The organism is Elusimicrobiota bacterium (assembly GCA_016722575.1).
Taxonomy (GTDB): Bacteria; Elusimicrobiota; Elusimicrobia; order FEN-1173; family FEN-1173; genus JADKIY01.
Genome location: JADKIY010000002.1, coordinates 40,953 through 62,274, shown reverse-complemented (window position 1 = coordinate 62,274; position 21,322 = coordinate 40,953). Strand labels below are relative to the sequence as shown.

The following is a 21,322-nucleotide window of genomic DNA, read 5'->3' as shown; positions in this document are numbered from 1 at the left end:
GGAGGGCGCCCGGGCGGCAAGGAGGGCGTTGCGGGGGGCGAGAGAGACCCCCCGCTCGGCCCGTCAAAAAATCACAGCACGCTGTTTTTCGTCGAACCGGCCCGTCCACGCTGTGTCCGCGGAAAGACCGGTCCCGTCCTTGACGGCCCCCCGGGAACGGGCTATCCTTCCGTCGTCAGGACAGTCCAAGGAGCCAATGCCTCCCCATGTGCGCCCAGTACATCGTTGACAAGACCGGGAAAGAATTGGCTCGGCTGTTCAAGGCCCTGCTTCGAAAGGCGTCGGAACCCCGGGGGCGGATTTTGCCGCACCGGCCGGCGCCGGTGGTCCTTCGGGAGGGGGACGAGCGCGTCTTGACCGACATGGAATTCGGCCTCCTCCCGGCCTGGAGCAAGGACCGTCGGGTGAAATTCGCCACCCACAACGCCCGGCTTTTCTCCGAGGACCCCAAAACCCATCGACCGACGGCGATCTTTGAGAAACCCACCTGGCGGGAGCCCTTCGCCCGGCGCCATTGCCTGGTGCCCATGACCCAATTCATCGAACCGCTCTACACGGGGCCCCTGGCCGGGAACATGGTGGGGTTTCTTCCCCGAACGGGAGGCGTTTTCGCCGCCGCCGGCCTCTGGGACGAGTGGGTGTCCAAGGAGAGCGGCGAGGTGGTGCGATCTTTCGCCGTTCTCACCGACGATCCCGTGCCCCACATCGCCCAAATGGGCCACGACCGGACCCCGGTCTTCCTGGGCGAGAGTCATTTTGACCGGTGGCTGAACGCCTCCGCTTCCAGTCCCGCGGGTTGGCTGGAATTCCTGAGGGGGAACCGGGAAACCATTGATTGGACCGAGGCCTTGGACAGGCCCCTGGCGGCGGGGTGGGAACGAAAGCTGAAGGACTAGGCTGGCAGTAAATCCTTATGCCCGTCATTCCGGCATGCTTTTAGCCGGAATCCAGGGGTTATCCTCAGCCGGAGAAAAATTGTGGGATCCGGCCTCGGGCAATACGGGTAGCATGAGGTACGAAGGAAACGGTTTTTTGTGACGCTGCATGGTTTACAGGTTTTGCCGCTTTTCGACGGGGGAAACCGTCGCGTTTTAACTTAACTTCCCTTGTTAATTTAATTGGTTTCGGCCATTGAATTCATGTAAATATGGGACTAAGCTTAGTTCGTTATGTCCCGCAAATCATTTCTATCGAATTTGGCTACAATGTTGCAAGTATTTGAGTTGAAGAACCCCCATTTTTTTTCGTCACCGAGCGACGACGGAAATTAAAAGGACCCAAGAGGAGTTTCCCATGAAGATGACCATCGAAAATTTTTTCCGCACACTTCTCGCCGCGGCGTTTGCCGTCGGTCTGGCCAGGGAGGCGTTCGCCGCGTCGCCCGGCGAATTGCACTACCAGGGGAAGGTCACCAGCAGCGCCGGCGTGCCCATCCCCGACGGCACCGTTCCGGTCGTTTTTTCGCTTTGGGACGCGGACACGGGGGGAAGTCAAATTGGCGCCGATATCAGCCTCCCGGCGGTTCCCGTGGTCAATGGCGTTTTCAGCGCCGACTTCACGCCGCCTCTTTCCTCCATCCAAAACAACGCCACCGTGTACCTGGAAGTCAAGGTGAACGGCAAAACTTTTAACAGCCCACGCCGCCAAAAGCTCGTTGCGACGGCTTTTGCCCTTTCCATCGCCGCCGATAGCGTGCGAACGGCGGAAATTAAAAATGGTGAAGTGGCGTTGATCGATATGAACACGGCCGACGTGGACACCCGCTATGGCACGCTGGGCACGGTGCAGACGTTCACCGCGGCGAAAACATTTTCCGCGGCGCCGAGCTTCTCAGCCGCGGGATCGCCCTTCGCCGTGACCAACACCGGCCTCGTCGCAAACCTGAACGCGGACTTGTTGGACGGGCAGACGGGGTCTTTCTATCAAAGCGCAACCAATCTCACCGCCGGCACCCTGCCCAATGCCAGGGTGGACGGGTCCAGCGTCACGAAAATGGGGAACTCGTTCAACGGCAATGGAGAACTCGTTAAATTTGGGGCCGGCACGACCAACTACCCCGCCGGCGACGGCAGCGCCATCACCAACGTGAACGCGACGGGAATCGCGAACAACGCCGTGGACACCAATAAGATTGCGAACGGCGAGGTGGCGCTGATCGATATGAACACGGCCGATGTGGACATCCGCTACGGCACGCTGGGCACGGTTCAAACGTTCACCGCCGCGAAAACGTTCTCGGCCGCGCCGAGTTTCTCGGCCGTGGGATCGCCCTTCGCCGTGACCAACAGCGGCCTCGTCCCAAACTTGAACGCTGACTTGTTGGACGGGCAGTCGGGGTCTTTCTACCAGGACGCGGGCAATTTGAACGCCGGGACCATCCCCAGCGCGCGAATCGACTCCTCGAGCGTTACCAAAATGGGGAATGCCTTCAATGGGAACAACAACCTCTTGCAGTTGGGCGCCACGGGGCTGATCCCCAACAGCTTGGTGGACAGCTCTTCGGTCACCAAGCTGGGGAGTGTCGTAAACACCAGCAACGGTTTGCTGCAGTTGGGAGGCACGGGCTTGATCCCCAACAACGTGGTGGACGGCTCTTCCATCACCAAAATGGGGAACAGTTTCAACGGCAACAACAATCTGCTCCAGTTGGGCGCTACCGGGCTGGTCCCGAACAGCGCGGTGGACGGTTCTTCCATCACCAAAATGGGGAACAGTTTCAACGGGCAACAATCTGCTCCAGTTGGGCGCTACCGGGCTGGTCCCGAACAGCGCGGTGGACGGTTCTTCCATCACCAAAATGGGGAACAGTTTCAACGGCAACAACAATCTGCTCCAATTGAGCGCGACCGGGCTGGTTCCGAACAGCGCGGTGGACGGTTCTTCCATCACCAAAATGGGGAACAGTTTCAACGGCAGCAACAACTTGCTGCGGTTGGGCGCGACCGGGCTGGTCCCGAACAGCGCGGTGGACGGTTCTTCCATCACCAAAATGGGGAACAGCTTCAACGGCGTTGGGCAACTCGTGAAGTTTCCAGGCGGCGCCACCACCTACCCCGCCGGGAACGGTTCGGCCCTGACGAGCCTCACGGCTTCTCAAATGGCGGGCGGGGTCTTTGCCACCGGGTCGAGCTTCACATTTCCCGCGGCCAGCAGCGTCACGGTGGCGGGCGACGCGAGGATTGCCGGGAATCTGACGGTGGGGTCCGGAGGCAACGCCATCCAGCAAATTTACAAAGCCGCCTTCACCTTTGATGCGTGGCCCGGCAATCTCAGCTCGAACGCCACTTCCACCGTTGATAAGAGCGTGGCCGGGACTCCGTTCAGTGCCGGGGACCCGGTGTTCCTCGGTGTCAATCCGACGACCTTTGACCCGCACATCGTCATCAGCGCCTACGTGCTTGATTCAAGCACGATCCGATTTGTGTTCCTGAACACCGACTCGTCGTCGCACACAATCGGCTCCCTGACCTACACGGTCGTTGTATTCAATTGACGAAGACTTGACTGGTCGACGACGTCGGTCTTTTTGGATTTTGGAGAAGACGCTAGTCTGAGGAGTTAAATGCTTCCGAACGAGTTGGACAAACGGTCCCGGAACGAACAGTGGCCGGCTTGGCGGGGTGCCCTGCTGAGCATGGCTCTGTTGGCCGTTTTACCTCTTTCGGCCCGTGCGTTTGATTCTCCCTCTTCGGACGGAACCCAATACCTTCGAGGGGGTGGGGGGGGGCGGCGGCGCCGTCGTTTTGGAAGGGGCGGATTCCGATGAATTGACCGGGGCGATGGAGACCATTGCCCCCGTCTTGCCGTATCAAGACTCGGGAACTGATCGCCATCAGTCCGGCCAGCACACGGCGCTCTATTTTCCGCAGAGCCCCGTCGGCTTCAGCGTCTCCAACGTCAGCTCGTTTTCCTTGACGGCCAATTGGGTGGCCCCCGCCGGCGGGGTTCATTACAACGAGGACGTGTCCGCTTATCAAATTCGTTTTTCGTCCACGGTCGCCTCCATGAGTTCCTTTGTCGACTTCGGCAACGCCACCTCCCACGGGATATTGACCAATTTTTTTGCTCCGGGAAACGTTCACCCTCCCGAACCCCTGAATGGACTTGAATACGATTCCCAATATTTTGTTGGAATCGTGTCCTACGACACGCAGCAAACGGCGGGAACCCCTCGGAACGGGTCCCTGCTAGTGAGTTTTTCAACGTACACCCTTTGTCCTCGGCCGACCATCGTGACGGCCACTGGGAGCAATGCCACGGAGAAAGTGACGGTCACCTTTAATGGGTCCAACCCGCTTGGAAAGTCCATTTTCTACGAGGTTGCAATATCCGAAAATCCCACTTTCCCGCCCACCGGCGCGCACACTTTCAAGACCAACACGACATCGTCCAGCGCGGGGAACATCGTGTTTCTGATCAACGATGTTCGAAACAGGCTCCTGACGCAATACATTCGTGTCCAGGCCCGAAATCCGGCCGTCAGCAATTGGTCGCCTTATAGCAGTGTTTACAACTACGACTTCACGAACGGATCCGCCGTGTTGGATCCCATCGTCGCCTCCAATATTACTCCGACGAGCATTTCGTTGTCTTGGACCGGAGACGTTGACAACAAATATCAGGCCCAGTACTCCTTGACCTCTGATTTCGGGTCCTTCACCCCAGGCCCCAAAAACTTTATCTCGTCCCAGCTTTTCTCGTCCTTAACCGAGAACACGACCTACTACTTCCGTGTAATTACCTACAACTTTTCGGGAGCCCTGGTCATCGGAACTACACCGGTTTCCTCGGCCATGACGGGAGTGTCGTTCCCGTCCGTCGCCGTGGCGTCAAGCAATGTGTTTATCGCGAGCGCGACTTACGACGTTTCCGAAACGGGAGTTCCGGACAATCACTCGTATAAAATTGAGCTTGCGACCACGCCGAGCTTTGCCAGCGGTGTCTCAACCTTTACGGTTCTGACATTTCTTGCAAGCGACGATTCCAAATCCACCTCGCTCGGCAGTTTGATCGGCAACACGACGTACTATTCGAGGGTCACCGCCATTAACCACGTGGGCTGGGTATCACCGACGACGAACCCCGGCCCGACCATCATCACACGACCGGACCCGGTGCCCCCGGTGTCCTTCAAACCGGCGACCTTGACGCCCACGGATTCGGAAAGCCGGGTCAAATTCACATGGGGGCTCGGAAACAACACGCCGGCGAATACCCAGTTTAAAGTCGTTCTTTCGAGCGCATCCGATTTCGCATTGAACGCTTCCACCGCGATTGTGGGCCCGGGCGTTTATGAAGTGCTCTTCTCCACCAACAACTTCCAACCCCTCATTTCGAACAACACGTATTACGCCAAAGTGGAAGTCCTGGACGCTGATGCAGGAAGGAACCAGCTCAGCGCCTCTGTCTTCGCCTCCACGGTGACCAAACCCATCCCGCCACAAAATCTCCAGTTTATCGTTGTGTCCACCGGCAACGTGCAGGTCGGGTGGACCGGCGACGATTCTTTGCGCCCCGGTGTGCACAACGCGGCTCCGACCCAATACGAAGCGTGGCAGGGAACCATCGGAACGCCCCTCTTGAATAAACTTGGCCCCGCGGTTTTTCAGGACGCTAATTTCACTTTTGAAACTCAAGGCCTGCAACCCAACACCACCTACGTGTTCACCTTGATTACCAAGGGCATCGGTGGTTGGGGCGACGGGAATATTTCCGTGCAATCAACCGTGACTTGGGCGCGAAGGCCGCAAATTTCTTTTAATAGCGCGTCCACCGATACGTTGACATTCCAAACCGCTCTTTTCCTCACAGGGGCACAAAACCCCGTTGGCAGTTTGTATACCTATGAATGTTTCTTATCGACCGACGTCAGCTTTTTAAACGTTCAGGCGTCTTCGACCACTTCTAACGTGTTTGCCACGTTGGGGGGACTTCAAGCCGGGGCTTTATACAAGGCCCGGGCGTACATCACAGACCACGCGGGTCGCCAAACCTTATTTTCTGCCCCGACCAATGGCTACACCTTTGCGAATCCCCCGGATCTGATTGATTTCACTGTTGGCGATTTGTCCACCGGAGCGGTGACCGTCAACTGGACTCACAACGGAAACAACACCGATTCCACTTATAAAATTTACGTTGACAGCGCTCCAATCGCTTCCACGGGCGGTACAAGTTACACCCATACCTTCCCCTCCGGAGGGGCCTTCGATAAAACCATTCCCAACTCCACCCATTCTTTCCGTGTGGAAACAGAGCTACTCCCCGGCAACTTTTTTCAACCGTCCGCGCCTTCGGCCATTTATTCCACCGCCACGCTGGCCAATGTGCCTTTGGCGGTGCTGCCAAGTCGAACACTTTCGGCCACACGAGTTCAATTAAAAATCCTTAATCTGAATAATCCGGAATACACGGATTTCGCCATTCTTCTCCGTTCGACCGACGCTGTTTTAATGAATTACTTCAACACGGTCGTCGAAACGCCCCGATCCCCTCCATTGAGCGGATGGCCATTCCGGACTCGGCGGTCGCCGTATGGCGAAAACTCACTGCGTGGGCTAAACCTCAGGGCGGATCGACATACACCTTCACAGCCGATAATCTTCCGGTGGACGGGATAGATCGCGAATTATTCTTAAAGGCGAGAAACCGTAACGGCATCGAAACAGGCTGGAGCATCCCTCTGGCGGTCTCCCTGCAATCGGGATATCCGGAAGTGACATTCATCCTTCCAACGTCGGAGGTTGTTCTTGCGACAAGCAGTTATGGGACGGCGATTTACACGAATCAACGGGTTGGGGAATTTAGGGCGCTGGGGTCCGGTCACTTCAATGCAATGGCCTCGGAAGACCTTCCCATTGCGGTGCTGGACGCGCTAAACCCCCTGAATCCGGATTATTATCAATTCTGGTCCGGATGGAACGGTGAACAATCGGGGTCGGGGTTCCCCGCACGAAACATGAATCCACCGCCTCTATACGCCGGCGCATGGAACATGTTCGATTTTCAAACGGAGGGCTTGTGGTACTTCAACATCGCTGGCGATCTCACCGACCTCGGCGATCCGGGTAACACCTATATCTCCACGTCGCCTTTCCGGCTTTTCATCGACACCACCCCCGCGGACCCGGGGACGATCCGGGCCGAATTTGGGCAGGACGCCACGGGCACGCCGGACCACACGGAAATCCTGCCCGGCCTCCCCACCGGCCACCAGAAGCCCGAGTTTTTCTGGACCAAAACCGACCTCCTGGGAAAACCCAATCCCCGGAGCCCGATCGAAGGTTGGAGTTGGAGTTTCTCAAGCAACCCGGTGGTGATGCCTCAATTAAGCACCGGGCAACCTCAATTTTTGTCCGCCAGCCTCTTTGTGGCGTCTTCTTCGGCCAGTTATCGGGTTTTCATGGCGACTTACGTGGCCAATTTCGACTTGGTGTTTGAATCCACCTTTTATTTCAAAGTGGCCGCTCTGGACCAAGCCGGCAACTGGACCCCCACGCCTTCCGAATTTCAATACAACTACGTGAAGGACCAGGTTCCGCCCGACCTGCTTGGATTTGATTTCCCCGGCGTGGAAGTCTGGACCTCCTCGCCCACCCGGTACGAAGCCGTCAATTCAACGGTCCCCGTTCAGGTGATTTTTTCCGAATTGATGAATTTCGTGGGCGGAGATCAGGCCATGAGCATCGTTCAAACCCAGGACCATTTGGGGAATCCCCTGGGAACCACGATTCCCTACACCGTGGCTTGGGTGGAGCTCCCCACGGGCACGTCGGCGGTGATCACGCCGTCCTTGCCCGGGAACCAGTGGCCCACAGGCAGTCGGTTTGTCCTTCACATCGACGGCTTCTTCACCCGCGATCTCGCTGGGAACCGTTTGAACGTGAATTACGACGTGTTGTTTAACACGGCCATGGACCCCGCGGTCGTGAACATTGCCCGAAGCCAAGACGGCACCACCGTGTCGTTCCAACCCGGGGCCTTCGGGCCGAATCCCGCCGGCGCGGCCATTGCGGACAACCCCGCGGCGCGCACCGTCAGCGCGGCGCCGGGCCTGGCCGGAACCGTGAGGAAAGCCGTCGAAACGATCGTAAAAACCAAGGGCGGCGATTACCGCAAGATTTTGTCCATCAAACAATTCGAACTTTACGACCTGAATCAGCAGGCGATGAAAACGCCGTTCAACGGCCAAGTTCTTCTGACGTTCCTATACAACGACGTCAACGACAACGGCATCGTGGATGAAACCGAAGCCAGATTCCCGGTCAAGGTGAAAGATTTGGCCATTCACTGGCTGGACGAGAAATCCGGCGCCTGGATCAAATTGCCCGAAGGAGAAGTGGACACGGTGGCCAAAACGGTTTCCATCCCGCTCCAGCATTTTTCGGTGTATGCCTTGATCGGGGCGCCGTCCTTGGACTTGTCCAACGCGCACCCCTTCCCCGTGCCTTACAAAGCGTCCCGGGACCCGGCCGGGATCACCTTCACGGGCCTTTCGAGCATCGCGACGGTGAAAGTTTTCACTTTGGACGGCCGGTTGGTTAAAACGCTGACCGATGACTCCGGCGCCGGGTTTGTTCGGTGGGATCCGGTCAACAACGAGAGCGGGGACCCCGTGGCCAGCGACGTCTACCTCTATGTCATTGAAAACGATCAGCAACGGCGGATCGGGAAGCTGATGGTGATCCGATGAACCGTCGACACGTCCTAACGGGCCTCGGCGCCCTCCTGTTGGGGACCGGGTCCCTTTGGGCCAAGGCCTCGGGCTCGAGCACGGCCAATTTCCTGAAACTCGGCGTGGGCGGCCGCGGCGTCGCGATGGGCGAAGCGCACACCGCCGCCGTGGACGACGTGATGTCCCTGTACTGGAACCCGGCGGGGCTGGGGTACCTTTACCTGAACGAAGTGGGCTTCATGCACAACAATTTCGTCCAGGGCGTGTCCCAAGACGTGTTTTATTACGCGCGACCGACGGAAACCAAAGGAACGTTCGGCGCCGGCCTGTCGGTCCTTCGGGTCAACGACATCGCCGGCTTCGACGCCTCGGACATCCCGACGGGCTCCGTCCAGGCCTCCGACACGATGCTGACTTTCGGGTGGGGGAAATCCATGGAACAGTTGGTCTGGTTCCGGGGCATGCGGGTCGGCGCCAATCTGAAAATTCTTCGCAAAACCTTGGACCAAACCTCCGCCTTGGGTTACATGACGGACTTGGGCCTTCTTTATGAAACCCGGGGCGGCTGGTTCCACGGGCTCAACACGGGGTTCGTCATTCAAAACCTCGGCACCGGGCTTTCCATGGGGGGCGAAAAGTCCAATTTCCCGCTTCAATTGAAGCTCGGGTTTGCCTACCCCATGTTCGGCGACAACCTGGTGTTGGCGACGGACCTGGTGCTTCCCACCGACGGCAGCCTGTACATCAACATGGGAACCGACTACCGAATTTGGGACATTTTGGCCTTCCGCGTCGGCTACCGCGGCTCCAACGATTTGGATTCGGGACTCACCTACGGCGTCCGGCTCGGCAACGAGCGCCTTCACATGGACTACGCCTTCGTCCCCTTCGGACCCTTCGGCGACAGCCACCGGGTGAGCCTGGGCGTGCGATTCGGCAAGGCCTTCCGGGAAGGCAAAGTCGCCGACCAAATTCAAACGGCCTACATGCGGGCCGAGGCGAAATACGGACAAGGCCTTTTGGTGGACGCCTACATGCAAGCGACGCAAATATTGGATGTCGCCCCCTGGCACCGGGCGTCTAAACTGCTCACCAAACGCATTGAAAGCGAATTCAAGGCCATGGAAACCGAGGCCCGGCGCCAGCAACTTCAGGCCCAGGTGGACGAGCACTATGCCCGCGGCGAACAATTGTTCCAAATCGATGATCTGCTCCACGCCAAGCGCGAATTTGAGGCGATCTTGGCCCTGCAAGCCGATCACATGGGCGCCAAAACCTATTTGAACCGCATTGAAGAACGGTTCAAAAGCATTGTCGATAGTTTTTACGAAGCGGCCATGCGCTCTTTCGCGGCCGGAGACTACAAACAATCCCAGGAATACCTGCAACGCGTGCTCGTGGTCAATCCCGAACACAGCGAAGCCCGGGAGCAATTGGCCCGGGTGGAAATTCTCCTGGAGAAGCAGGCCAAGGCCATGGAAGAGCAACAACGGTTGGAACGAATTCGCCCGATTCGCCAGGCCGCCATGCTTTTCTTTGAACAAAAACAATACGAGGACGCTTTGTCCAAATTCGAGGAAATCCTGACCATCGACACGACGGATCAAGAGGCCATTCGCTACCGGGGGATTTCCCGCAGTTTGATCGCCAAAGAATCCTACAACGCCGGCCTGAAAGCCGCCCAGGAAGGCGATTTCCCGAAGGCCCGTGCGCAACTGAAGCGCGCCCTCCACTACGACCCGGACAATCCGGACATTCGAAAGATTTATGCCTCCGTGGAAGACCGCCAACATGAAAAAGACCGGTTGGAATCCCAACGCATCTATCGGGACGCCTTGGATTCCTTCCTGGCGGGGGATTTGGAGAAGTCCCTCCTCCTGGCCCAAAAATCCTTGGAGCTGGACTCCGAGAACCTGGAAGCCAAACGGTTGGTGGAACGGCTGACCCAGCGCCGGGACGCCCCCAAGCAACCGTAAAATCCGGCGGGTTGACAAAAGACGGTTTATGAGGGAAACTTAACCGTTGTTACATTCTTGTTAAGGACTGTCCCGCGGACCCGTGGCCGGAAGATCGGCGGCGGGTCTCTGTGATCTTCAACGACCCGCGAGAATCTCCGGGAAGGCGGAATCGATCAACCATGTGTCGCACCTTGTCTAATTTCCGTTGGATCGTCCTGGCGGCATTGACCGCGGGGCCTTGGAGCGGCGTGAAATTGAACGCCGCCGCCTCCCCCGTCGAAATGATGCAGGACGCCCTCGAGGCGTATTTCGACGAGCGCTACGAAGATTCCGTTCACCTCTTTGAAAAAGTTCTCGCCCAGGACCCCAAAAACAGTTCGGCCCAAAAGGGCCTCAAAAACGCCCGGCGTCAACGTGCCGCTCAGCTTCAAAAGGTCAAAGAGCAGGAACGGCGGAATATCTTCTACGTTGAGGATCGGTTGAAGGAGGGGAACCTGGTTGACGCCTACGAACGCCTTCGGGACGTCCTTTCCCGCGTGCCGGACCACCCGGACGCCCTGGAACTCAAGGTCAAACTGCGATCCAAAGCCGAAAAGGCCATGGCCAAGGCCCGCCCGGACAGTTCCGACTACCACTACGCCACGGGCGTTTTGGCGTATATGGATGGCGATTGGTTCAAGGCCGCCGACAACTGGCAACGCATTTTGGATTTTAATCCCGACCGGCTGGATCTCGTGGCCAAAGTTGAAAAAGCCAAGCACAATCTGGCCGACGAGCAACGCCACGAGCGGCTGCGCGTTTTAACGGAAATGGCCAAAACGAATTACAAAGACGCTCGTTACGCGGAAGCCAAAGCCAACTGGGAAGAGATTTTGACGCTGGAACCCAACAACGAAGCGGCCAAAGAAGGCGTCAAAAAGGCGTTGAAGTCGGCCGAAGAGGAGGTGCAGGCCCAACGAATGGAGCAAATTCAAAACCTCCAAGTCCAAGCCATCGATGCCTACTCCTCCAGTAATTTCAAGGAATCGGTCCGGCTCTGGGATCAGGTCCTGCGTTTGGACCCGTCGAACACCCTGGCCCGGGATTACATGGACCGCATTCGCTCCGGCGGCAGCGGGCCCACCCCGGGAGGGTTCACCGGAGGGCCCCGGGCGCCCGACGATTTTGTTCGCGCCGTGAGCTATTTGAAGGAGAGCCGATTCGTTGAAGCCATCGAAGCCCTGGAGCGGTATTTGGCGCGCAACCCGACCGATTCCAAAGCCGACGCGTTGCTCAAGGAGACGAAAACGCGCCAAAAGGAACAATTGGACCTTCTCTACAAAGAGGGTTTGACGGCCTACGCCCAGGGAATGAAAAACCAAGCGATCCAGAAATGGCAGGAGGCCCTGCGCGTCGACCCGGATTTCGTGCGCGCGAAGCAAGCGCTGGTTAAAACCATGCAGGAGGTTCGCGGACAATGAAAATTCACCAAGCGGCGAAACTCACGATCGCGCTATTCATGGCGACCCCGTGCCTTCGGGCCGATGAGCCCAGCCAGGAAAACACGTTGGAATCGGTGACCGTCCAGGCGACGGGACGCTTTTCGAAAGTCATTTTACAGTCGGCTCGGTCGTTGAAATACCGCGAGGCAAAGCAAGAGTCGGCGGTGGTTCTCTTTATGCTGGAACCGACCCTGTCGCGCAAGCCGCCCGTCGAGAAAACCTACAGCGACCTGGTGGACGAGATTCGGTACACCTACAAAGGCAATCGGACGCCGTTGGCGGGGGGGAACCCGGAATTGCTGGAATTCGTGACCATTCATCTGAAAGAGGCCGCGACCTCCAACATCGTCCAAAAAGACTGGCTTCTGGCCGTGGAACTTCGACGGGGGGAATCCGCGGCCGACGCCCCGCCGGGTTTGACGCCCGAACCTTTGACCGGCAACGCGCCTTCCGTTAAGCAGAAAGGATTGCGCTCCCTTCCGCCCAATCCCGGCCTCTCGGATTTTATGGAAGTGGGATTGGCCAACCACGCTCCCTTACGGATCGCCCAAGACGAACTGAAGCTTGCCACCGCGCGGCACATTGAATCCATGCGCAACCTGCTCCCTTCGGTGACGGGGAAATACACGTTCTCGACGGGCCAAATGGTTCAAGATCCCACCAAACCCGACGACGACGTCGGCTTTAAGCGAAAAGAATTGGGACTGGAATTGGGCATGCCCCTTTTCCACAGCGGTCAAAATGTTTACGCGCTTCGACAAGCCACCTACCAAAAGCGCGTGGCGCAACAAAACGTGGCGAAAACGAAGAGCGACATCACCTTCGAAATTCGACGGGCCTACTTCAATATGATCAAGGCCCAGCGTTCGCTCCGGGTGCGCCGCGAGCTCAATCAGCGAACGGAAAAAATCATTGAAGTGTCCCGAAAGAAGAAACAATTGGGGTTGATCACTCAAGCCGACGCCCTGGGGGCCGAATCGCTCTACAGCCAGTCCTATTACCGGCTTCTTTCCGACGAGAAGGAGCTGGAAATCACCCGGCTGAAATTGAGCGCCCTCTTGAACACGAGCGACCCGCTCCCCGAGGTGGTTCCGGAACCCAAAGAATCGAAAGATTCCCGCACGCTCTTGGAATTGAGCGTTCCGCCCGAGTCCCTCATCCAACTGGGACTGTCGCATCGACCCGAACTGCTCATTTCCGAGTATACCGCGGCGGCCCAGCATTTCGCCGCGCGATCGGCCTTGTCCAAAAAACTCCTGATGGTGGATGGCACGTTTTTCTCCGGCCGCGCGGGGGGCGCGTTCGAGGACCAACCCCTTGAAATGCGCTACAGCTGGAACGCCGGCATTCAAGGAAGCCTTTATTTCGGCGGCAGCACGGTGAAAGGCGCCCGCACGCGGGAACACACCGTTCCCGATTTTGGTGAAACGACCGCCACGAACATCGCCGCCAACACCGCCAGTGTCGGTCTTTGGGACGCCCTGCGCACCGGAAGCGATTACCTCCAAGCGAAGATCGAGCGTCAAAAAGCCTTTAACGACCGAAACCAGGCCCGCCGAAACGTGGAAATCGACGTTCGGGAGGCCTACTACAACATCCAAAAAGGCAAGATTCAAATCAAAGGCGCGGAAGCGGAATTGGATTACCGCGAGAAGGAATTGGACATCGCCCGTCAAAAAGAACGCATGAACCTGATTGAGCCCGCCCAGTCGCTGGCGGCCGAAAGCGCCTACGGGGACGCCGTTGCGAGCCACCAGGAAGCGTTGTCCTTCTATCAAGTGTCCCTGGCCGGCTTGGAACGCGCCGTGGGCATGCCGTTGGAGTCCATTCCGGAATTTCGTTAGTCCGCCGCCGACCCGCGGGAGAGGAGATCGCGCATGACGATGGCCGGTTTCGTCGCCCGTCGTCCCGTCACCGGGACGATGTTCTACATGGGCGTCGCGCTCATGGGCGTGATTTCGTGGTTCTTCACGGCCCGCGAGCTGTTTCCGTCCATCTCCTTTCCGCAACTCCTGGTCATCACCCGCTACGGCAACGCGGCCCCCGAAGAAATCGAAAACCTGATCACCAAGGTCATTGAGGAATCCGTCGGAACCGTTCCGAACCTGAAACGCGTTCGGTCGCTCTCCAAGGAGGGCGTCTCCCTGGTCACGCTCGAATTCGACTGGGGCACCGACATGGGATTCTCCCATTTGACGGCCCGGGAAAAAATCGACCAAATCAAAGACCGCCTCCCGAGCGAAGCCGAAGAACCCATCATCAACCGCATCAACCCCTTCGCCCAACCGATGATGATTTACTCCATCAGCGGGTCCCTCCCGATCCCGCGATTGACGGAAATCGCCAAGCAGGTCATTAAACAACGATTGGAAAAAGTCACCGGGGTGGCGTCCGCCTCCATTTCCGGCGGTCAAGAAAGGGAAATCCTGGTGGAAGTGGACCGGCCGCGCATGGAAGCCCAGGGAATCTCCCTCGCGTCCATCGTGGATTCGTTGAAGGACGCCAATTTAAACTACCCCGCCGGAACGGTGCAAGGCAAATTCTACGAATACCTCGTACGGACCATGGGGGAATTTAAGAACATTTCGGAAATCGGCCGCACGGTCATTAAGGTGGAACGACCCCAGGAGGAAGAAGACCGGGATCGCTACGGCAACAGCCGCGATCGTGAAAACCATCCCCGGGAAGCCCGATTGAGCTACCTGAGCGATTTGTCGTCGGTGCAAGACACGTTCAAGGAACGCACCAGCTTTTCCCGCTACAACGGGCACGAAAACATTTCGATCACCATTCAAAAACAAGCCGACGCCAACGCGTTGACGACGGCCCAGCGCGTGCGCATCGCCACGGAGGAATTGCGGACGATTCTCAAGCCGAAAGGCGTCGACGTCGAATTGGTTTACGATGAATCCCGGTTCATCGAAGACGCCATCAGCGGCGTGGCCACGGACGGCATTGTCGGCGGCATTTTGGCTTTTTTCGTGTTGTATTTTTTCCTCAAAAGCTGGTCGGTGGCGGCCATCGTCGCCTTGGCCATTCCGGCTTCCACCCTGATCACCTTCACGGGGATGTTTTTCAAAAAGATTTCCATCAACATGCTTTCCCTGGCCGGTTTGGGGCTGGGCATCGGAAACATGGTCGACAACTCCATCGTCGTTGCTGAAAACATCGCTCGCCACCAATTGGAACTGGGCAAGGGACGCATCGACGCCGCCATCGATGGAACCGACGAGGTCGCCCCGTCCATGGTCACGTCCTCCTTGACCAACGTGGCGGTTCTTTTGCCGTTGCTCTTTGCCAAAGGCGTGGCTCAATTGGTCTTTCGCGACATGTTTTTTATCGTGACGTGCGCCTCCTTTGCCTCGGTGTTTATTTCCATCACCCTGGTCCCCTTGCTGACGGCCCACCCGGTTTCCTTTGCTTTCATCAAAACGCTTCTGGGAATCCGATCCTCCGGGGCTCCGTTGCCGGAGGGGGGAGATCCCGAAACGCCGGAGACCGCAAAGAAACCGTTCGTCGATCGTTTGCCCGCGGGAATTCAGAAAGCCGTTCGTTGGTTCCTCAGCGGATTTTCGGACGAAGCCTACCATCGGCTGATGGACCGCTACAGGACATTGCTGGAATGGGTTTTGCGGAATCCGAGCAAAACGGTGGCGGGCATAACGGTGGGCGCGCTCTTGAGCCTTGGATTGCTGGGATTTCAGGACCGCGTGTTCATGCCCAAAGTGGACCAAGGTCAGTTCATTCTCAAAATCCAAATGCCGGTGGGCACCCGACTGGAAATCACAAACGAAGTGACGGAAAAAGTCGAGGCGGTCATGAAATCCCTTTCGGGATTTCGGGAAGTCACGGTGAGCGTGGGATCGAACAACGTGGAGGCCGTCGATGCCTTGGGCGATCACCAATCGCAATCGATCGTCAACCTGGACCGCCGCCGGGTGGCCACCGAGGACTACATCGACTCGCTCAAAGGCGTTCTCGAGAAGCAGGATCTGCAGGGCGCCGAAGTGCAATACGTCCTCCAGGACAGCCTGTTGGCGTCCGCTTTTGAAACGGCGGCCCCCATCGTGATCGAATGCAAGGGGCCCGACATGACGACCCTGCGCAAAATTGCCGACGATATTTTGCGCGAAGTGGCCGCGGTCCCCGGCGTGTTCGGGGCCAAGACGAGCTTGGCTTTGCCGTCGTCCGAGACCCGCGTTGAAATTGACAAATTGCGAGCGGCCTCCTACCACCTCAACACGGCCGAGATCGCCCGGACGGCTTTGATCGGGATCAAAGGGTTCGTCGCCACCACCTACAAAGAAGCCGGCCAAGAAGTCGACGTTCGCGTTCGGCTGCGCCCCGAGGACCGCGCCGACATTGATTCCATCGGCCGTCTCACCGTTCTGGCGCCCGGCAACGTCATGGTTCCCCTCAGTGAAATCGCCTCGTTGGTGTCGGCCCGCGGTCCCAGCGAAATAAAACATCTGGACCAGCAGCGATCCATCGTCGTTTCCGCCAACGTCGCGAAAAGATCGACCAACGACGTCATCCAAGACGTGACGGCGTTGTTGGAAAAATATCACAACTTGTCCGATTACCAGGTGGTGCTGTCCGGTGAAAGCCAGCGCATTAAAGAATCGTTTGGCGGCTTGGCGGTGGCCATGGTCTTCGCCACCCTGCTGGTCTACATGATCATGGCCGCCGAATTTGAATCCTTCGGCAACCCGTTCATAATCATGATTACGGTGCCTTTTTCCGTGGTTGGCGTGGCCTTGAGCTTGTTTTTTACACGCACCCCCATCAGCGCCCCGGTCATTTTGGGCATGATTTTGTTGGTCGGCAGCGTGGTCAACTACGGGATTATTCTCATCGATTTTATGAATCAAAAACGTCGGGAAGGGTCGACCCTGTGGGACGCGGTGGTGGACGGTTGTACGACGCGTCTGCGCCCCGTTTTAATGTCTTCCCTGACGACGGTGCTGGCCGTCTTCCCGTTGGCCTTGGGCCTTTCCGAAGGGTCGGAGTTGGCCTCCCCGATGGCCGTGGTGACCTTCGGCGGCTTGGGGATTTCGGTCTTGCTCAGCTTGTTCGTGTTGCCGCTGATTTATTACTTCATCGAAGATTGGCGTCGGCGACGCGCCGACGCCGAAAACGCCGCCCTCTCGGCCGCGGAACCCCCGCCGGCCCAGCCCTGATTCCATGAGTTTGCCGCGCTTCGCGGTGCGACGGCCGGTCGCCACGCTGATGTTTTTTGTCGGCGTTTGTTTGATGGGCGTTTTTGCCTGGATCCAACTTCCCGTCGATCTCATGCCCAACGCCACCGCGGGCACCCTGACCATCTACATCGGGGTGCGCGGCGGGTTGCCCCCCGAAGACATTGAAACCCTCGTGACCAAAATCACCGAAGACGCCGTTTCCAGCGTTCAGCATTTGCGGAATCTTTTGTCGGTTTCCCGGAAAGACCGTTCCACGGTCACGCTGACGTACGAACCGGGCACGGATCTGAGCTTCGCCGCCCTGGAAGTTCAAGAGCGCCTGGCCAAAATCAAGAACAAACTGCCCAAAGACATCGAAAAACCCATCGTCGCTCACTATTCCGAAAACGATTATCCCGTTATTATTTTGGCGTTGACCAGCGACAAATACAGCCCCGAACGTCTGCGGGAATTGGTCGACAACAACATCAAACCGCAATTGATGCGGGTGAGCGGCGTCGCCAACGTGGAAGTGGGCGGCGGACGGGAACGGAAAATCCTGGTCGAATTCGATCAATCGCGCTTGGAGGCCTACCGCCTTTCCATCCGCCAGGTCATTGACACGATCGGGAAAAACAACGTCAACCTCCTCACGGGCAAACGGGAGGACGATCGAAGCTCCTTTTTTATCCGAACCATGGGCCAATACCAAACCATGGACGATCTTCGAAAACTGGTCATCCTTCGAAGCCCCCAGGGCTCCACCATTCGACTGGAAGACGTGGCCGACGTCAAAGACTTCTATCTGGAGGCTCAAAGCTACGCGCGATTGAACAAAAAGCCGACGGTCTCGATTTATGTGCAAAAGGAAAACAATTCCAACACGATCCGGGTGGCGGAACGGGTTTTGAAAGTGGCCAACCGCGTTCGCGACAATGTGTTGGGATCCGACATCCAGTTGCAAGTCGTCACGGATCAGTCCGTTTTCATCCGGGAAGCCATGGAGAACGTCACCGGCAACCTGACCTTCGGCATGTTGCTCACGTTGCTCGTGATCTGGTACTTCCTAAAAGAATGGCGTCACACGTTACTGGTTTTTCTGTCCGCCCCCATCGCCGCGCTGATCACGCTGGCGTTCATGTGGATCACCGGCCTCTCGCTCAACGTGATGACTTTGTCGGCGTTGGCGTTGGGCATCGGCATCGTGGTGGACAGCGCGACGGTCGTTTTGGAAAACATCCTGGACAAGAAACGCGAAGCCGCCTTGCACGGAACCCGCAACCTGGAAGAAGATTCCATCAAAGCCACCGAAGAACTTTTCATTTCCTTGGTGGGAGGAACGCTCACCACGATCGTCGTCTTCCTCCCCATTGTGTTCATCAACAAACAAGTAAAAATATTGTATTCCGGATTGGCTTACACCATCGCTTTTTCAATGGCGGCGTCGCTGCTGGTGGCCGTCACGCTGATTCCCTTGTTGGCCTCTCGGATTGTTTTACCCAAACATCATGGGTTCCTTGCTCCGGAAACCCAAGAGAAACTCCGCCGGTTCTGGACGGATTGCCCGGCCTTCTTCCATCGGACCGCCGCCTTTTTCTTCCGTTTGAACAATCGGTTTTTCCCGACCGGCGAACCCGTCCCGAAGGCGCCGGGGAATCCGCCTTTGGGCCGGTGGGCCCGGCTCCAATCTCTCTGGTTCGAGCGTCTTTGGCCGGCCGTGCACCTGGAAATGCTTAAACTGCGCGCCCAGCCGCGGCGGACCTACGTTCATTGGTGCGGCTGGAGCCTCCGCCATCAAAAGATTATTTCCATCGTCATGGCCCTTGCCACGGCCGGAGCCCTGATGATGTATCTCTTCGTTCTCGAAAAAGATTTTATGGGAACCACGGAGCAAAACGAATTCATCATTTTTATCGAGCTCCCCGCGGGAGCCAAATTGGACATCTCCGACCAAGTCGTGCGCGAAGTGGAGAAAGTTCTTTCCGACACGCCGGAAATTGCGGGGGTGGTCAAAACCGCCGCGGCGCGGGTGGAGGGATGGTCGTCCAAAGTGTATGTCACGCTTCGACCGCGGGCGGAGCGTTCCCGGTCCATTCAGGACATCATCACGGACCTCCGGCCGAAAGTGGCGGACATCGGCCAACAATTCGATAGTTTCGTCTACTTCTCGGAACCGGAAAGTTCGAAAGAATTCCTCATTGACGCCTTCGGCCCGGAATACACCACGCTTCGGGACATGGCCTCGGGGATTGCGCAAAAGCTCCAGGGCGTTCGTGGCCTGACGGACATTAAACTGCGCTACAAACCCGGCCAGCCGGAAGTCCAAATCAAAGTGGACAAAGAGCGGGCGGCGCTTTTTGGATTAACCATTAAAGACGTGTCCGAAGATCTTCACGCACGGATCCGCGGCTTGCGCCCGACGTATTTTTACACGGAAAACGCCGAAATCGAAATCATCGCCCGGGACCAGGAAAAATTCCGAAAAACGCTCGAAGACGTGCATTACCTGACTCTCACGGGCCCCGACGGCACCTTGATTCCCATCGACCAACTGGCGGAATTCAATTTTGCCCTGACCCCCAGCGAAGTCTGGCGCAAAGACAAGCAACGCGTCATTCAAGTCAGCGCCAACCGAGACAAATTGCCGTTGAGCACCGCCGCAAAACGTACGTTGTCGACCATGAAGGGGTTGGAGGCGCCGACGGGATATTATTTTCAAATCGGCGGCGACTACGTGGACATGGTTCAAAACGAAAGAGAATTTCGTTTCGCCTTTTTCATCATGGTGGGTCTCGTCTTCATCGTCTTGGCGAGTTTGTTCGAATCCTACCTCCAGGCCGTGATGATCATGGCCACCATTCCCATGGCTCTCATCGGAAGCATTCCGTTGTTGTGGATTACCCACACTTCGGCCACCATGAGCGTTTACATCGGCGTGATTATGTTGGGGGGGATTGCGGTCAGCGCGGCGATCATTTTGGTCGAAAAAATCAATCAATCCCGGGCGGAAGGGACGCCCTTGTTGAGGGCGGTGCTCAAATCCAGCTGGTTGCGGCTTTCGCCGATCCTGAACACCTCCCTCACGACCATCGTGGATCTTATTCCCATGGCCATGAGCCGAAGCGAGTCGGCTTCCCTTTGGGCGCCTCTGTCTCTCACGGTCATCGGCGGCGCGACCATGTCCACCTTTTTGACGCTCTTTATGATTCCGGCCCTCTATTACCACATTGAAGCCTTTAAAGAACGGTTTATGGCTCGCGTGGAAGCGGCCAAAAACGAGACGCCGAGGTCGGTGGGCGCTCCGGCAATTTCACAGCCGGAATAGGGTTTTAATCGGGTTTTTTAACGGGTTTGACCGCCGGGGGAGACGTTCGGACCGGTTTTTCCAACCGTTGGCGGTTTTGTTGGTTGACTTGATTGAGACGGTTGATTTCCCGCACGGTTTGTAAGGCTTCCTGAATTCGCGGATCCACCCCTGGCGGGGGGGATTTGCCATCCTTGTTCAATTTCCGAAGAGCTTCGATCTCCCGCAACGTTCGCTCCCGATCTTCCACCGACCCTGGAAAAGGTCCCGGGCCGTTAAGGGACCGACGCTTCTTTTCCTCATTCAAACTGGCATAAAAAACCCCGCCGGCCAGGAGGGCTGTTATGAGCGCAACAACGCTCAACAACCACACCTGCCGGCGGGTCATAAATTCACCGATTCCCGAAGGGAACCGTTTAGCGACGCGTGTTGGCTTCGATCTTGATCAAAAGCCCGATAACCTCCGCGATCGTCCAGAAGAACAAGAGGTAAAAGAAGCCCAAGATCAAGGCGAGAATCGATGTAACCCGGGGAGCGTCCGGCGTGCCGCCACCAATCAAAATAATGACGAAAAAAACCAAACCCAACGCCGCGGAAATCAACGCCAGGGCTTTGAACGCCAGGGGAATATACTTCAGGGGCTTGTTGTCCATTCGGTCGAAACCTCCTCGAGAATAAAAACGCAGGATGAATACGATACGTCGGTTTCCCGACGTGGCCTGTTA

Annotated in this window: 11 protein-coding genes; 10 read left to right on the top strand and 1 reads right to left on the bottom strand. The window is 57.3% G+C overall.

Annotated features, from left to right (window positions below; genetic code table 11):
• Positions 1–206 precede the first annotated feature (206 nt).
• The 10 genes from IPP68_03845 (at position 207) to IPP68_03800 (ending at position 20,618) form a co-directional block, all read left to right on the top strand.
• Positions 207–896, top strand: coding sequence for an SOS response-associated peptidase family protein (locus IPP68_03845; protein ID MBL0349496.1), 690 nt, complete (start codon positions 207–209; stop codon positions 894–896).
• 397 nt (positions 897–1,293) lie between these two features.
• Positions 1,294–3,252: a hypothetical protein gene (locus IPP68_03840; GenBank protein ID MBL0349495.1), complete on the top strand. Its 1,959-nt coding sequence runs from the start codon at positions 1,294–1,296 to the stop codon at positions 3,250–3,252.
• The gene (locus IPP68_03835; GenBank protein ID MBL0349494.1) at positions 3,197–3,493 is read left to right on the top strand and encodes a hypothetical protein; all 297 of its coding nucleotides are present in this window, start codon (positions 3,197–3,199) and stop codon (positions 3,491–3,493) included. The genes IPP68_03840 and IPP68_03835 overlap by 56 nt, the downstream gene beginning before the upstream one ends.
• Positions 3,494–3,668: 175 nt before the next feature.
• Positions 3,669–6,620 (top strand): fibronectin type III domain-containing protein, encoded by a 2,952-nt coding sequence (locus tag IPP68_03830; protein MBL0349493.1) that lies wholly within the window; start codon positions 3,669–3,671, stop codon positions 6,618–6,620.
• A 374-nt stretch (positions 6,621–6,994) separates the two neighbouring features.
• A complete protein-coding gene (locus IPP68_03825; protein ID MBL0349492.1) occupies positions 6,995–8,692 on the top strand; it encodes a T9SS type A sorting domain-containing protein in 1,698 nt (565 codons plus the stop codon).
• Positions 8,689–10,650 (top strand): PorV/PorQ family protein, encoded by a 1,962-nt coding sequence (locus IPP68_03820; GenBank protein MBL0349491.1) that lies wholly within the window; start codon positions 8,689–8,691, stop codon positions 10,648–10,650. Before IPP68_03825 ends, IPP68_03820 begins: the two co-directional genes overlap by 4 nt.
• A 161-nt stretch (positions 10,651–10,811) precedes the next feature.
• On the top strand, positions 10,812–12,092 hold the full coding sequence (locus IPP68_03815; GenBank protein ID MBL0349490.1) for a hypothetical protein: 1,281 nt from the start codon (positions 10,812–10,814) through the stop codon (positions 12,090–12,092).
• Positions 12,089–13,957, top strand: a complete 1,869-nt coding sequence (locus tag IPP68_03810) for a TolC family protein (protein MBL0349489.1) — start codon at positions 12,089–12,091, stop codon at positions 13,955–13,957. The genes IPP68_03815 and IPP68_03810 overlap by 4 nt, the downstream gene beginning before the upstream one ends.
• Before the next feature lie 33 nt (positions 13,958–13,990).
• Positions 13,991–17,293, top strand: a complete 3,303-nt coding sequence (locus IPP68_03805; protein MBL0349488.1) for an efflux RND transporter permease subunit — start codon at positions 13,991–13,993, stop codon at positions 17,291–17,293.
• Positions 17,294–17,297: 4 nt separating this feature from the next.
• Positions 17,298–20,618: an efflux RND transporter permease subunit gene (locus IPP68_03800; GenBank protein MBL0349487.1), complete on the top strand. Its 3,321-nt coding sequence runs from the start codon at positions 17,298–17,300 to the stop codon at positions 20,616–20,618.
• Between the two features lie 395 nt (positions 20,619–21,013).
• Here the strand turns inward: IPP68_03800 and IPP68_03795 are convergent, their stop codons facing one another.
• Positions 21,014–21,250, bottom strand: coding sequence for a hypothetical protein (locus IPP68_03795; protein MBL0349486.1), 237 nt, complete (start codon positions 21,248–21,250; stop codon positions 21,014–21,016).
• Between the last annotated feature and the right edge of the window lie 72 nt (positions 21,251–21,322).